At 64.9% G+C, this 13149-nt stretch carries 12 protein-coding genes; 8 read left to right on the forward strand and 4 right to left on the reverse strand.

Annotation, left to right across the window (positions count from 1 at the left end; translation table 11 throughout):
• Positions 1-17: 17 nt before the first annotated feature.
• Positions 18-1601 carry a Na+/H+ antiporter gene (locus AC1VVK_RS04585; RefSeq protein WP_482904558.1) on the reverse strand — a complete coding sequence of 528 codons (1584 nt, stop codon included), beginning with the start codon at positions 1599-1601 and terminating at the stop codon, positions 18-20.
• 614 nt (positions 1602-2215) lie between these two features.
• Positions 2216-5254 carry a M16 family metallopeptidase gene (locus AC1VVK_RS04590; RefSeq protein ID WP_482905116.1) on the reverse strand — a complete coding sequence of 1013 codons (3039 nt, stop codon included), beginning with the start codon at positions 5252-5254 and terminating at the stop codon, positions 2216-2218.
• A gap of 231 nt (positions 5255-5485) precedes the next feature.
• Here AC1VVK_RS04590 and AC1VVK_RS04595 point away from each other — a divergent pair, with 231 nt between their 5' ends.
• The 7 genes from AC1VVK_RS04595 to AC1VVK_RS04625 all read left to right on the forward strand — a co-directional run bounded on the left by AC1VVK_RS04595 (position 5486) and on the right by AC1VVK_RS04625 (position 9956).
• Positions 5486-6064, forward strand: coding sequence for a NifU family protein (locus AC1VVK_RS04595; RefSeq protein ID WP_482904559.1), 579 nt, complete (start codon positions 5486-5488; stop codon positions 6062-6064).
• 24 nt (positions 6065-6088) lie between these two features.
• The gene (gene tsaB / locus AC1VVK_RS04600) at positions 6089-6781 is read left to right on the forward strand and encodes a tRNA (adenosine(37)-N6)-threonylcarbamoyltransferase complex dimerization subunit type 1 TsaB (RefSeq protein WP_482904560.1); all 693 of its coding nucleotides are present in this window, start codon (positions 6089-6091) and stop codon (positions 6779-6781) included.
• A gap of 11 nt (positions 6782-6792) precedes the next feature.
• The gene (locus AC1VVK_RS04605; protein WP_482904561.1) at positions 6793-7275 is read left to right on the forward strand and encodes a GNAT family N-acetyltransferase; all 483 of its coding nucleotides are present in this window, start codon (positions 6793-6795) and stop codon (positions 7273-7275) included.
• A 181-nt stretch (positions 7276-7456) separates the two neighbouring features.
• On the forward strand, positions 7457-7903 hold the full coding sequence (locus AC1VVK_RS04610) for a Ros/MucR family transcriptional regulator (protein WP_132386476.1): 447 nt from the start codon (positions 7457-7459) through the stop codon (positions 7901-7903).
• 177 nt (positions 7904-8080) lie between these two features.
• Positions 8081-8518: a Fur family transcriptional regulator gene (locus AC1VVK_RS04615; protein WP_132386478.1), complete on the forward strand. Its 438-nt coding sequence runs from the start codon at positions 8081-8083 to the stop codon at positions 8516-8518.
• A gap of 47 nt (positions 8519-8565) precedes the next feature.
• Complete coding sequence (locus tag AC1VVK_RS04620) at positions 8566-9336, forward strand: lysophospholipid acyltransferase family protein (RefSeq protein WP_482904562.1); 771 nt, start codon at positions 8566-8568, stop codon at positions 9334-9336.
• Between the two features lie 137 nt (positions 9337-9473).
• Positions 9474-9956 carry a hypothetical protein gene (locus AC1VVK_RS04625; protein WP_482904563.1) on the forward strand — a complete coding sequence of 161 codons (483 nt, stop codon included), beginning with the start codon at positions 9474-9476 and terminating at the stop codon, positions 9954-9956.
• Positions 9957-10056: 100 nt separating this feature from the next.
• Here AC1VVK_RS04625 and AC1VVK_RS04630 read toward each other — a convergent pair whose 3' ends face one another.
• Positions 10057-11139: an IS5 family transposase gene (locus tag AC1VVK_RS04630; protein ID WP_482905110.1), complete on the reverse strand. Its 1083-nt coding sequence runs from the start codon at positions 11137-11139 to the stop codon at positions 10057-10059.
• A gap of 266 nt (positions 11140-11405) precedes the next feature.
• The gene (locus tag AC1VVK_RS04635; RefSeq protein ID WP_132386482.1) at positions 11406-12080 is read right to left on the reverse strand and encodes a hypothetical protein; all 675 of its coding nucleotides are present in this window, start codon (positions 12078-12080) and stop codon (positions 11406-11408) included.
• A gap of 68 nt (positions 12081-12148) precedes the next feature.
• Between AC1VVK_RS04635 and ispH the strand changes: the two genes are divergently transcribed.
• Positions 12149-13144, forward strand: a complete 996-nt coding sequence (ispH, locus tag AC1VVK_RS04640; RefSeq protein ID WP_482904564.1) for a 4-hydroxy-3-methylbut-2-enyl diphosphate reductase — start codon at positions 12149-12151, stop codon at positions 13142-13144.
• Positions 13145-13149: the final 5 nt, after the last annotated feature.

Genomic DNA, 13149 nt, shown 5'->3' on the forward strand with positions numbered 1-13149 from the left:
CCGCTCTCCGGCTGCACTCAATCGCCGCGGCGCAAGACTATGGCGAGTTCCTCGACATCGAGATCATGTTCGACATCGTGCAGGACTTCGTCTTCGATCAGGCCCGCACGATGAATGCGGAGCAGTTCGGCACGTCCGGCGTCCAGCACTTTCTGCTGGATGTCGAAATGCAGGCGGAAATCCACCCGGTATCCCTCCACATCTTCGGTGTAGCGCTGGACGACTTCAAGGCGCTTGCGGGACTGGTCGAGCAGGATGGGATGGACCAGCGTTCCGTCGGGCGCATAGGCATAGCCCTCCATGGCGTCGGCCCGCGCGCGGGCGATGGCTGCTTCCGTCTCGGTCCTCGTCATGTTCGCCGGTGGATCCCGGTCTTCCGGCTGGAGCAGCCGGATCAACCAGCCCAGACTCGCGCCCTGGACCACGACCGTCACGAAAATCACGGCAAAGGCCGTCACCAGCATCAGGTCGCGGCCGGGCATGGCTGCCGGCAGGGACAGCGCGACCGCGAGCGTCACCACCCCGCGCATGCCGGTCCAGCTCAGCACGGTCGCCTTTCGCGGCCCCAGCGGGCGAGGATAGGTCATCCCCATGGCGCACAGCGCATATTGCAACAGATCGGTGGCAAAGACCCAGATGAAGCGCGCGACGATGACCACCGCCACGACACCGGCGACCGGCATCGCCATGCTCTGCGAGACGGCTCTGATCCCGCCGACGCGGTCGAGCAGGTCACCCATCGAAAGGCCGATGAGGATGAAGACCAGCGCTTCCAGCACGAACACCATGGTATGCCAGACCACCGCGCCGCGCAGTCTTACCCGCGCGGGAAGGATGATGTGCTGGAACCAGCCCAGCACCAGTCCGGCGACGACCGTGGCGAGCACGCCCGAGACATGCATGAACTCGGCGGCAATGTAGGCGACCCAGCACATCAGGGTGTTGGCCACGATGATCAGCGTCGTATCGCGCAAGTGCCGGACGGCGACGATCCAAATTGCCGATACCAGCAGGCCGGCGACGATGCCGCCGATGATGTGAGCGGCGAAGCTCGAAAAGGCGGCCCCGGCGTCGAAAACGCCGCTCAGCGCAGCGACCACCGCGAAACGGAACAGCACCAGCCCGGTGGCATCGTTCAGCAGGCTTTCGCCTTCGAGGAAGGCCGACAGCCGCCGGGGAAGCTTCACGCGCTGGAGAACGGCCCGCGCCGAAATCGCGTCCGGCGGCGAGACGATCGCACCGAGCGCGAAGCACGCGGCCCAGGGCAGCCCCGGAACGAGCCAGTGAGCGACGAGGCCGACCGCCAGGGTCGTGAAGACAACCGCACCGATTGCCAGTGACAATATGCCCGGCAGGTGGCGCCGGAACCGGCCCAGCGCCGTGTAGTAGGCTCCGTCCATCACCAGCGGCGGCAGGAACAGCACCAACGCCAGTTCGGGATTGAGCTTTACCGGCGGCAGGCCGGAGACGAAGGCCAGCCCGCCGCCTCCCATGAGCATCGCGATGGACGGCGGCAGATTCAGCCGCTGTGCCACCCAATGCAGGGCGACGACCACGGCGAGAAGGGCGAGGATGAGTTCAAAGGTATCGACGGGATCCATCGGCGCGCCCACGGTTTATCGGACCGATGCTCCCGGCATCGATACGATTGTCCTGCACCGCGCCGCGTCAGTCGCAGGGTACCGGGGCTCCTTCGACCGGCCTGACAGTAGCGTGTCATCAGCATGAAACGGCTTGCAGTACAGCCCCTGCACTGCCCCGTGGCGGTCGAGGCAAGCTATCGGGGCGGCGTTCACGATAATCGTTGCGGTGAAACTCGGCAATCGCTCCGGGATTGGGCGTGGCTGAGCGGTGAGACCGTCGGCTGCTGCGCTCGTCCTGAGCTTTGGAGGCTGGCGACCTCGCGCCCTGCCTCGGGGGGATTCGACAAGCTCAGCCTGAGCGGGGTGGAGGGCGAAGAGTGGAGGGTGGAGGGTGGAGGGTGGAGGGTGGAGGGTGGAGGGTGCGATGGGAGCGCCTGCCCAACCACCTCCCTCCGCTCACCCTGAGCTTGTCGAAGGATGGCAGCCTCGCGCCACGCCTCAGCGGCTTCGACAAGCTCAGCCTGAGCGGGTGGAAATAGAGGGACAGATGGACGAAACGGGCCGCATCCCCGGACTCCACCGCGAAGATCCCACCACAAACAAAAACGGGAGGCCGAAGCCTCCCGTCTCATTCAGCGCTTGGCTACCGTGCCGGAGCTTTTGCCCTCCGGCATCACTTCAAGCCGCCATGACTTGTCCTTGCCGAGATAACGCGCGGCCAGTTGCTGCATCTGCTGCGGCGTGACTTGCGTATAGTCGTTGAGGATCGTGCGCACTGTGCCGATGCGTGAGGGGTCGTAAGTGGCGCCCTCAAGCTGGCTCATGAAGAAGGCCGTGCTCGATGCCGCGCGCGTTACCTGCTGGCGCATCGGCTCGGTCACGAGCGCAAGCTCCTCGGCCGTGGGCGGGTTGGCGATCAGGTTCTCGGCGATCTCGTCGGCGGTCTGGAAGAACACCGTGGTCGACTTGGGATCGAGCTGCGCTACCGCCGTGATCGAGCCGCCGGTGCTCATGTCCACCGGCCACTGCGAATAGACGTAGGGCGAATAGGCCACGCCCAGCTTCTCGCGCACCGCATCGAGCAGGCGGTTGGTGAAGAGCTGGGTCAGCACTTCAAGCTGGCGCGATTCGCGGATGCCCACGGCGCCGCCGCCGGTCGGCCACGAGATCACCGCCGCCGCCTGGTCGGGGTCGCCATGATGGTGCAGCACGATCGGCACGTCGGACGGCTTGGGTACCGAAACGTCGGTGGCCGGAACGATCGGCGCCGGCGTGCGCGGCTTGAGCGCGCCGAAGGTCTTCTCCAGCGCCGCGGTGGCCGCTGCCTTGTCGAAGTCGCCGTAGATCTGCACTTCGACTGGACCGCTCGCCAGCGCGCGGCTCCAGGCCGCCTTGAAGCCCTTGGCGGTGGTGCCGGCGAGTTGCGCGGGGGTCGGCGTCGCGAAGCGCGGGTCCTGCCCGCGCTGGTAGAATGTCAGATCGCGGTTGAGCACGCCCTGCGGCGAGGTGGAATAGGTATCGTACTGGATCTTCGCGGCGGCCTTGGCGCGCAGGAACGGGTTCGGATCCCAGCGCGGCAGGTCCAGCTTGGCGGCGAAGAGATAGAGCTGATCGGCCAGATCCTGCGGGCGGGTTTCGGCGGTGAAGACGAAGGTGGCGTCCTGCGTGTTGAAGTCGAAGCCCATCTTGCGGCCGGTGGAAATCCGGTCGAGATCTTCCTGGCCCAGCGTGGCAAGGCCCGAGCCGACCAGCGCATAGTCCGCAAGGCCAAGATAGGGCGCATCCTTGGGCAGGAACGAGCGCGTGCCGCCACCGAAGCGCACTTTCACGGTGACGCGGCCGGGCTCTTCCTGCACCGGCCAGAGCAGGACCTTCACGCCATTGGCGAAGTTCAGTTGCTCGATGTCGAGCAGGCCGGTCGGCTTGTCGGAGACCGCCTGCTGCGACTTGCCGATGGAGGGCAGCGTCGCGAACGAGACCGGCGGCGCATTGCTGGCGGTGCGGGTGGCGGCATCCGGCTTCACCGGCTCCATCAGTCCAAGGCGCAGCGCGTCATCGGTAACGCCCGGCTTCTGCGTGGTGAACAGCGCGCGGGTCACCGTGCCGGAGAACAGCTGTCGGGTATGTTCCAGCACCTTGTCGGGCGTGAACATCGGCTTCGAATCGCGGAAGATGCGCAGCACGTCCTCCGGACCGGCCACGGTCTCGCGAATGTCGAGCGCATTGACCATGTCGTCGGCCAGCTTCGAACCCGGCAGGATGCGGCGCTGTTCGACGGGGACCTGGAAGCTGACGTCCAGTTCGGCCACTTCGCGGTCGATCTCCGCCTGCGTCGGCGGATGGGCCAAGGCATCGGCGATCACCGCGCGCACGTCGCGCAGCGCCGACTTCCAGTCGTCACCCAGCGGCGTGATCGACACGAAGGTGGCATCGGCCGAGCGCGAGACGTCCTGCTGGTCCACCGAGGCCGAGAGATAGCTTCCCCCTGCCCGCGCACGCGTTTCGAGGCGGCGGTTGATCACGGCCTGCGCGATGGCATCGACCATCAGGCCCTGGTTGTAGACGATATTGTCCGTCACCTGTCGCCAGGGGCGCAGCGTGGCGTAAAGCAGCGAGGGCGGCAGGTCGGGCTCGACCAGCACGCGCGTCTCGCCCACCGGGTTCTTCGGATCGGCGCCCGCCGGGGCGGCCGGATCGCCGAAACTGGGCGCGGTGGCAAGCTTGCCGGGCGCCTGCCAATCGGAGAACCACTTCTTGACGTAGGACTCCAGCGTTGCCGGATCGGCATCGCCTGCGACGATCACGGCCACATTGTCCGGCCGGTACCAGCGCGAATAGAAGGCGCGCACGGTATCGGGCGTTGCCGCCGTCAGTGATTCCACCGTGCCGATCGGCTCGCGCTGGGCCAGCGGCTGGCCCGCATAGAGCACTTGCTGCATCGCCTGCTGCACGCGCTTGGAAGCACCGCCCCGCTCGCGCATTTCGGCCATGACGATCGGCAGGTCCTGCTTCAGGTTCGAGGCCGAGAGCGCCGGCGCGGTGACCATGCCGCTCATCAGCTTGAACGTCTCGTCCAGCGAGGTGGGTGTGGCGTTGGGCAGGTCCAGCTTGAACACGGTCTGCGTGGTGGAGGTTACCGCATTGGTGTCGCTGCCGAACGTGGCGCCAAGGCGCTGGAAGGCGGCAATCGCCGTGCCTTCGGGAATGTACTTCGACTGGCGGAACAGCATGTGTTCCAGCAAGTGCGCATAACCGCGCTCCGAATCGGTCTCGTAAAGCGAACCGGCATCGACGCGGATGCGGATCGAGACCTGCCCCGGCGGCACGCCATTGCGGCGCACCGCATATTTGAGGCCGTTCGGCAGTTCGCCGAAGTGCCACTCCTTGTCATGCGGAATGTCGCTGCCACGATAGAGCCAGGGATCGGCGTCGCCCGCAAGCGGCTGGTCTCCGCCGCTTTGCTTGAGCGCGGGATCGGCGTGTTGCTGTGTTTCCGGCGCGGCGGCGCGGCGCGGCGGCTGCTTTTTGGTGGTTGCCCCCGCCTTTTGAACCGCTTGCGGCGCATCGGCCGGGGTTCCGGCAAACGCCGGAGCAAGGAACGGCTGAACCGGAAGGGGAGCCAGAAGCAGCAGGGCGGCGAGCGAGCGAGCGGCGCGCGAGGAAGTCGTCATCACCCGGGAGGTATAGGGCGACGATCCCTTAAGGGCCAGTGAATAGACGGCGCCGCTGAATAGTCGGAACGGTATTCGAATAGCGCCCGCCGAAAATCGGCCATGGACCGATTCCTGCACGCGCCGATCACTAAAAACGCACGCGTGATTGCGATGAATGCCAGCTAATTGTCCAATTCCGGCCATTGGCGGACTTGACCGGACGGCATGTCCTCCTACATCGCGAGAGCCATGTACATTGAAACCGAAGCCACGCCGAACCCCGCCACGCTCAAGTTCCTGCCCGGCCGGCAGGTCATGCCCGCGGGCACGCGCGAATTCACTTCGCCCGAGGCGGCCGAGGCCTCGCCGCTGGCAGAGGCGCTGTTCGGTCTTGGCGACGTGACCGGCGTGCTGTTCGGTGAGCACTTCGTGGCCGTTACCGCCGCGCCCGGCGTCGAATGGGGCGACCTGAAGCCGCAAGTGGTCTCGGTTCTGCTCGATCATTTCGTGTCGCAGGCGCCGCTTTTCGCAGGCGGTGACGCCAGCGGCTTCGCTGTCCCGCCCGAAGAAGAGCACGATTACGGCGACGATCCTGCCGATGCCGACATCGTCGCGCAGATCAAGGACCTGATCGAAACCCGCGTCCGCCCGGCCGTTGCCAACGACGGCGGCGACATCGTCTATCGCGGCTTCCGCGAAGGCGTGGTCTACCTTGGCATGCAGGGCGCCTGCTCGGGCTGCCCCTCGTCGACCGCGACGCTGAAGCACGGGATCGAAAGCTTGCTCAAGCACTACGTGCCGGAAGTCACCGAAGTCCGCGCCGCCTGACCCGCCCCGCCCTGACTTCACCCCGTGATCGCAAACGCCGATAAATCCACGCTGGACCTGACGGGCCGCACTCTCGTGATCGACAGCGCCACCGAGGCATGCTCGGTCGCGCTCTTCGAAGACGGCGTCCTGCTTGCAGGCGACTACCGCATGCTCGGGCGCGGCCATGCCGAAGCGCTGGTGCCGATGATCGCTGCCCTGCCCGACCGCGGGCGCGCGGGCCGCGTCGTCGTTGCGCTGGGCCCCGGCAGCTTTACCGGCGTGCGCGTCGGCCTTGCCGCCGGCCGCGCGCTCGCGCTGGCCTGGGGCGCCGAAGTCCTGGGCTACCCGACCCTCTCGCTGATCGCGGCCATGGCCCGGCAGGAGCGCGGCGACGTGCCAGTGGCCGTGGTCATGACCGGCGGCCACGGCGAATGGTTCACCGAAGGCTTTGACGGACAGGGCGCGACCAGCCGCTCCCTCGCCTCGCTGCGCCCCGATGCGGCCGTTGCCGCCAATGTCGAAGAGATCGTCGCCGGGACGCAAGCCGAGGCGCTGCTGGCCGCGCGCCAGTCGCTGGGAGGATCCGGCGAAGCGCTTTCGATCTGGCCCGATGCGCGCTGCCTGCCGCTGCTGCCTGCCGCCGCGCTGACTGCCGAGATCCACCCGCTCTATGGCCGCGCGCCGGACGCAAAGCCGATGGCGGCGGCCGCCAATCCTTCGGGAGCAGGACAATAATGGGCACGCGGATGATCGACGATATCGACCGGATCATGGCGGTGATGCAGACCGCCTTCGACCCCGCCTGGGGCGAGGCATGGAACCGCCGACAAGTCGAAGATGCGCTGGCCGTCGGCAATTGCCACTATTTCCTGATCTCCCCCGAAGGCCTGCCCGTCAGCGAAGACGAAGATGCGGCCGGATTTTCTCTATCCCGCACCGGGTATGAAGAAGAAGAACTGCTGCTGTTGGGCGTGGCGCCCGAATACCGGCGCAAGAAACTGGGTCGCACGATGCTTGACGCGCTGCGTCTTGCGGCGACGAGTCGCGGCGCGAAACGCCTGCTGCTCGAAATGAGAAGAGGCAATCCTGCCGAATTTCTTTACTCCGGCTTCGGATTCTACCCAATCGGCGAGCGTAAAGACTACTATCGCCTGCCGAATGGCGAACGGATCGATGCAATCACCTTCGCCTGCGACATTTGTGACAAAAATACCGTCAATCTGACGTGATTACGACGCCACTTTGGCAGTATTCATGCTAGATTAACTAGCGACAACTAGGATTGCATCGAACAATTCGGGAATCATCTTGTGTTTCCCGAAAAAGTGGTTCAAGGGCGACCCGCGGCCTCGTGAAATGCAAACCGATTCCGCTCCTAAAGGTCGCGTAAAAATAAGAGGTCGTAAGAAGATGGACACTATCCAGGCTGACGCCAACGAGACGCTGATCACGCTCACGTCCGACATTGTCGCCGCACATGTCAGCAACAACAGCGTCGGCGTCGAGGACCTGCCCTCGCTGATCACCAATGTCTATGGCGCTCTTGCCGGTCTCGGCACCACGCCCGTAGTTGAGGAAGAAAAGCCCGAGCCCGCCGTTTCGGTGCGCGCCTCGGTCAAGCCCGACTACATCGTGTGCCTTGAAGACGGCAAGAAGCTCAAGATGCTGAAGCGTCACCTCATGACGCACTACAACATGACCCCGGACGAGTATCGCGCGCGCTGGAACCTGCCCGCCGACTATCCGATGGTTGCCCCCAACTACGCCGAAAAGCGTCGCGAACTGGCCAAGAAGATCGGCCTGGGCCGCAAGCCCAACGCACGCCGCGGCCGCAAGCCCAAGACTGCCGCTGCCTGAACGGTAGCGCCAGGCGCCGGCCCGACACCCGCTCGCAGCCCCTTCGCGGCGCATAACTTGCGCGCCAAGGGGTCCAAACTGCGGAAAGCCGGGTAGTCCAACGGCGCCAAAGGTTGTGATTGGAGGCGCACCAGCCTAAATAGCAGGTGCGCCTCTTTTCATTGATACAGGTCAAACGTGCACCAACCCATCGACATCGAAGCTCTCTGCGCCGAACGCGGCCTGCGTATCACCGAACAACGTCGGGTGATCGCCAAGGTCCTGTCCGAGAGCACCGACCACCCCGATGTGGAGAAGCTGCACCAGCGCGCGTCCGCACTGGACCCCGGCATCTCGATCGCGACGGTCTACCGCACCGTGCGCCTGTTCGAGGAAGCGGGCATTCTTGACCGCCACGATTTCGGCGACGGCCGCGCCCGCTATGAAGCTGCGCCCGAAGCCCACCACGACCACATGATCGACGTCGAGAGCGGCGCGGTCATCGAATTCGTCGATCCCGAACTCGAAGCGCTCCAGCGCCAGGTGGCCGAACGCCTTGGCTTCCGTCTCGTCGATCACCGCATGGAACTGTTCGGCGTGCGGATCGAGCGCGAGGACGGCGAAACCCGCAAGTGAGCGCGCTTACGTGAGCGGACACAGGTGAACCGACCAAGGTGAACGGGATGGCGCCGACCTTGCCGTCCGGGCGCATTGCGTTCTGGCAATGGCCACTTGTCACCGTCCGGCTGGCTGCGCTGCTCGCAGCCCTGCTCGTCAGTCTTGCCGCGTACTACCTGCTAGCCCCGTTCACGCGCGCCAATCCGGTGCCGCCGCTGTTCCTGCGCACGATCGGCACGATTGCCGGTCTGCGCGTGGAAATGCGCGGCGCAAAGCCCCTGCGGCGCGGCATCCTGCTGGCCAACCACGTGTCATGGCTGGACATTCCCGCGCTGGCCGGCGCCACCGGCACGGCCTTCGTCGCGCATGACGGGCTGGCGGGGATCGGCGCTTTGCGCTGGCTCTGCGAACTCAACGGCACGGTCTTCGTCGCCCGGCACGAACGCCGCAGCGTCGCCGCCCAGGTCGAACAGGTGCGCCGCGCCATGGCCGATTCCGGCTGCCTGACGATCTTCCCCGAAGGCACCACCAGCGACGGCACCGGACTGCTGCCCTTCAAGTCCTCGCTGCTTTCGGCCGTGGAAGCGCACGACGACCGGATGGCGATCCAGCCGGTCTGGCTCGATTACGGCCCGCAAGTGGCGAACATGGCGTGGGTCGGCGAGGAGCCCGGGCTGGACAACGCCTTGCGCATCCTTGCGCGCTGGAAGCCGCTTCATCTCACGCTGCATTTCCTGCCGCCGCTCACCGGCAACCAGCGCGCCGACCGTAAAAGCATCGCCCGCCATGCGCGAGAGGCGATCGAAACGACGATGATGGAACATCCCATCCCTTAACCGGCTGCCATCGCCCGATCGGATCGCTAACTTTAGAGGTCTGGTGCAAGATTATCGACCGAGCACTCGCAATTAAGAAAATATTCTCATCCGCCGCGGATTGTGACGCCTCAATTTAAAGAGCAGGGCAATTCTTCATGCGACAAGCAGGAAAGCTTGCAAAGAACGGCAAATTCGCCGCCACCTTTGTCTTCGCTGTAGCGCCCTTGGTCAGGATGGTAAATCGGGAGAACACACAAGGCACCTGGCACTTCCTTAAAACGACAATTCTATTGCTCGCTCTAACAATCGCTTTGGCCCAGATCATTCGATGGCGCAATGCCATGAAGAAAGCACAATCAGATTTGTCAAAAACTTTGCAAGATCTGAGAGAGCACGCAAACGATACTAATACGCCTCAAGACCGCCGTCGCGGTGACTTGTACAATCAAGCCAAGAAGCTTCTCGCGGAAGCTGAACGTCTGCGCGCCGAAGCCAAAGCACGGCCAATGACATACGCCAACAGCTCCGGCGGCCAATCGCCAGAAGAGAATGCGCACCACATCACCGCGCCCGCCTCCGCTCTTCTAGCCAGAGCAAAGCAACTGGATACCTCGAAGAACTGTCTGAAATCGGCATGATTTTGACGTGACGGCGCGGGAGGGCCCGGTGGGCCTCTGTTTCGTCCTCCTGATCTTGTGATTTTCGGGTGATGGACGGCCTTAAGGCCGGTTTTCGGCGTCACGCGGGCGCAGTTCGCCCCTCAAGCCAGGCGAGGCGTTGGAAATTATAGGCGAGGTTCGCCATTCCGATTTTGATGCGGGCGCGGGCGATGCCGATGGTGCGAACGACAAGCCGCATGCGGTGTTTCTGGCCGGCAAACACGTGCTCGACTGCTGAGCGCACGGCGGAGCGCTTCGCATTGGCCCTGGCGATGCGCTCGGGCATCGGCCGACGTGGCGGCTTCTTCTGATGGATGTGGCTGGTGAACATGCCCTTGGCGAGGAAGGCCTCGTTCTTCTTGGACCGGTAGGCGGTGTCGGCCCAAACGCCCGAGCCGGTGTTGTCCTTGCTGACCACCTCAGGCAGCCGCGCGCCGTCGTGGGCATTGGCGGCGCTCGCGTCCCAGGTGCGGATGAGGCCATGAGCGCGGTCGATGCCGATGTGATTCTTGTAACCGAACATCGGGATAGCGAGGTCAACCGGCTTCGCTGCCTTGGGATCAGCGCCCTCCTTCACCTTGGCCTTGGTGTACTTGACGCTCCAGCGCGCATCGCGATCCTTCTGCCTGATCTTGGCCGGCTTCCAGTCCTCGGGCACTCGGCCATCCTTGATCGCCATCTTCTCGGCCTCGGTGTTCCTCTGCTTGGGTGCCGGCACGACCGTGGCGTCGATGATCTGCCCACCCATGGCGAGATAGCCCCGCTCGGTGAGCGCGGCATCGAAGCGAGCGAACAGCCTGTCGATCGCCTTGGCCTTGACCAGCCTCTCGCGGAACAGCCACACCGTCGTTGCGTCCGGCACCGTGCCGTCGAGCCCGAGCCCTAGGAAGCGCTGGAACGACAAGCGATCCTTAATCTGGAACTCGGTGGCCTCGTCAGACAGCGAGTAGAGCGCCTGCAGTACCAGGATCTTGAACATGAGGACCGGATCGAACGGCGGCCTGCCGCCCTTGCCGCGGACACTCCGCCGCAGTGCTGCTACCAACGGACCGCGGAAAACCTCGAAGTCGACGACAGTCGCAAGCCGTTCAAGTGGATCGCCTGCCGCGCTCAACGCCTCGTATCGGTCCGAAAGATCGAAGAAACTCGGCTGTCCCGCCATCATCGCCTCCACCGTCGTGCAAAGGCAGTGAATCAGCTCAAGCCGCTAGGCGCCAGCGGTTTTTCGAGGTGTCCAACTTTCGGAACAAGCACAGGCGCTGAAGGAGTCGCCTGAATACCAGCGCGTCAGCTCAAGTTCGGCAGAGCGGAGAGATGCGGCAAACCAAGCCCTTCAGGCCCTGAAAAAGGTCGCAGACATCACTTGAAGTGCTGACAGCCTAATCTAGCCAGGCAAAGCCAGCCTATGGAGTAAAGCGCCCCCACCGCTCAACGCGTGGCGTTATACGCCAGCTGGCTCTCATCGAGCTGAAAGCCCACCAGCACTTCGAAGCTTGCGCGCGCCACAGCGGTCTTCACGTCGGGCTGCGACAGCGGATCGACTGCTGCGTCCTCACCGCCGGCCTTGCGCGGGCGGGTGATGCGCTGGCGGATGTCGGCGGGCAGCGTCGCGGAAGCGCGGTCGATATAGGCCGTGCCGACGCCGTGCGCCTGCGCACGGTCCTGACCCGCGGCGAAGTTCACCTGCACCTGGCCGACGCGCTTGGAAACGACCGCCGAACCGCCCTGCAACACGCTGACGAAGATCGGCAGCGTGATCTGGCGCGCGCTCTGTGTATCGGTGCGGCGGGCGAGAACGTCGAAGCTGACCTGCGCGCTCACCTTGTCGTTGGCCTGCGCGCCGTTCTGGTCGCTGCACTGGCTGCGCACATTGGTCATCGCCGCGACGACGTCGATATTCGCCGCCGTCTTGTCATTCGGCACGCGGAACAGCGTGATGTCGCCGGTGTAGTCAGGAATGCCGACCGCCGGGCACGCCGTGCGCACCGCCGTGATGCCAACCCCCGAATCGACCACGATATCGCCCTTCTTTGCACAACCGCTGAGCGCGGCAGCCGCGGCGGCGGAGCAGAGGACGGTAGCGGTCAGGCGGCGTGCATTCATCGTGACATCCCTCGAGTGGCGTGCGCTTGCCCTAGCGGCGCGCGCAGCAAAGCGCTAGAGGCCCATTCATGAACGCGCCCTTTCCACCCGAGAAGAAGCTTCCAGCCGAAGAGAAGCCGCCCATGCGCCTGCTGCCCCTGCGCCTCCTGATCGCCGCTCCGCGCGGTTTCTGCGCCGGGGTGGACCGCGCCATCGAGATCGTCGAGCGCGCGCTGGAGATCTATGGCGCTCCGGTCTACGTGCGCCATGAGATCGTGCACAACAAGTTCGTGGTCGATAGCCTCAAGGCCAAGGGCGCCGTCTTCGTTGAACGCGTGGATCAGGTGCCGGACGGCGTGCCGGTGATCTTCTCCGCCCACGGCGTGCCGAAGTCGGTCCCCGCCGAGGCGACTGCGCGCGGGCTCGACTGGCTCGATGCCACCTGTCCGCTGGTCAGCAAGGTGCACCGCCAGGCCGAGCGCCAGATTGCCGAGGGCCGCCATATCCTGTTCATCGGCCACGCCGGCCATCCCGAGGTGATCGGCACGTTCGGTCAAGTTCCCGAAGGCAACATGACGCTGGTGGAAACGGTGGAGGACGTGGCGACGCTGCAAGTCCCCGGCGATGTCGAGCTTGCCTATCTTTCGCAGACCACGCTCTCGGTCGACGATACCGCCGCGATCATCGCCGCCCTGCACGCGCGCTTCCCGCAAGTCGTCGCCCCCAAGGCGGAGGATATCTGCTACGCCACCTCCAACCGGCAGGCGGCAGTCAAGCAGATCGCCCCGCAATGCGAGCTGGTGCTGGTGATCGGTTCACCCAAGAGCTCGAACTCGCTACGCCTTGTCGAAGTGGCCGAGCGTTCGGGCTCGATCGGCCGGATGATCCAGCGCGCCACCGATATCGATCCAACGTGGTTCGACGGTATCGCGAGCGTCGGCCTCACTGCCGGGGCCTCCGCGCCCGAGGAACTGGTCAACGAAGTGGTCGCGCGGATCAGGGAACTGCGCGAGGTCTCGACCGAACAGGTGGTCACGGCCGAGGAGACCATCACTTTCAAGCTGCCCCGCCAGCTCGCACGCTGAGGATT

This window comes from Novosphingobium sp. BL-S-32, from assembly GCF_056857055.1.

Coding starts and splice junctions, on each gene's coding strand:
- AC1VVK_RS04595 (WP_482904559.1), top strand. CDS start 5,486: ATGTACATTGAAACCGAAGCCACGCCGAACCCCGCCACGCTCAAGTTC.
- AC1VVK_RS04610 (WP_132386476.1), top strand. CDS start 7,457: ATGGACACTATCCAGGCTGACGCCAACGAGACGCTGATCACGCTCACG.
- AC1VVK_RS04605 (WP_482904561.1), top strand. CDS start 6,793: ATGATCGACGATATCGACCGGATCATGGCGGTGATGCAGACCGCCTTC.
- AC1VVK_RS04625 (WP_482904563.1), top strand. CDS start 9,474: ATGCGACAAGCAGGAAAGCTTGCAAAGAACGGCAAATTCGCCGCCACC.
- ispH (WP_482904564.1), top strand. CDS start 12,149: ATGAACGCGCCCTTTCCACCCGAGAAGAAGCTTCCAGCCGAAGAGAAG.
- AC1VVK_RS04635 (WP_132386482.1), bottom strand. CDS start 12,080: ATGAATGCACGCCGCCTGACCGCTACCGTCCTCTGCTCCGCCGCCGCG.
- AC1VVK_RS04590 (WP_482905116.1), bottom strand. CDS start 5,254: ATGACGACTTCCTCGCGCGCCGCTCGCTCGCTCGCCGCCCTGCTGCTT.
- AC1VVK_RS04620 (WP_482904562.1), top strand. CDS start 8,566: ATGGCGCCGACCTTGCCGTCCGGGCGCATTGCGTTCTGGCAATGGCCA.
- AC1VVK_RS04630 (WP_482905110.1), bottom strand. CDS start 11,139: ATGGCGGGACAGCCGAGTTTCTTCGATCTTTCGGACCGATACGAGGCG.
- AC1VVK_RS04585 (WP_482904558.1), bottom strand. CDS start 1,601: ATGGATCCCGTCGATACCTTTGAACTCATCCTCGCCCTTCTCGCCGTG.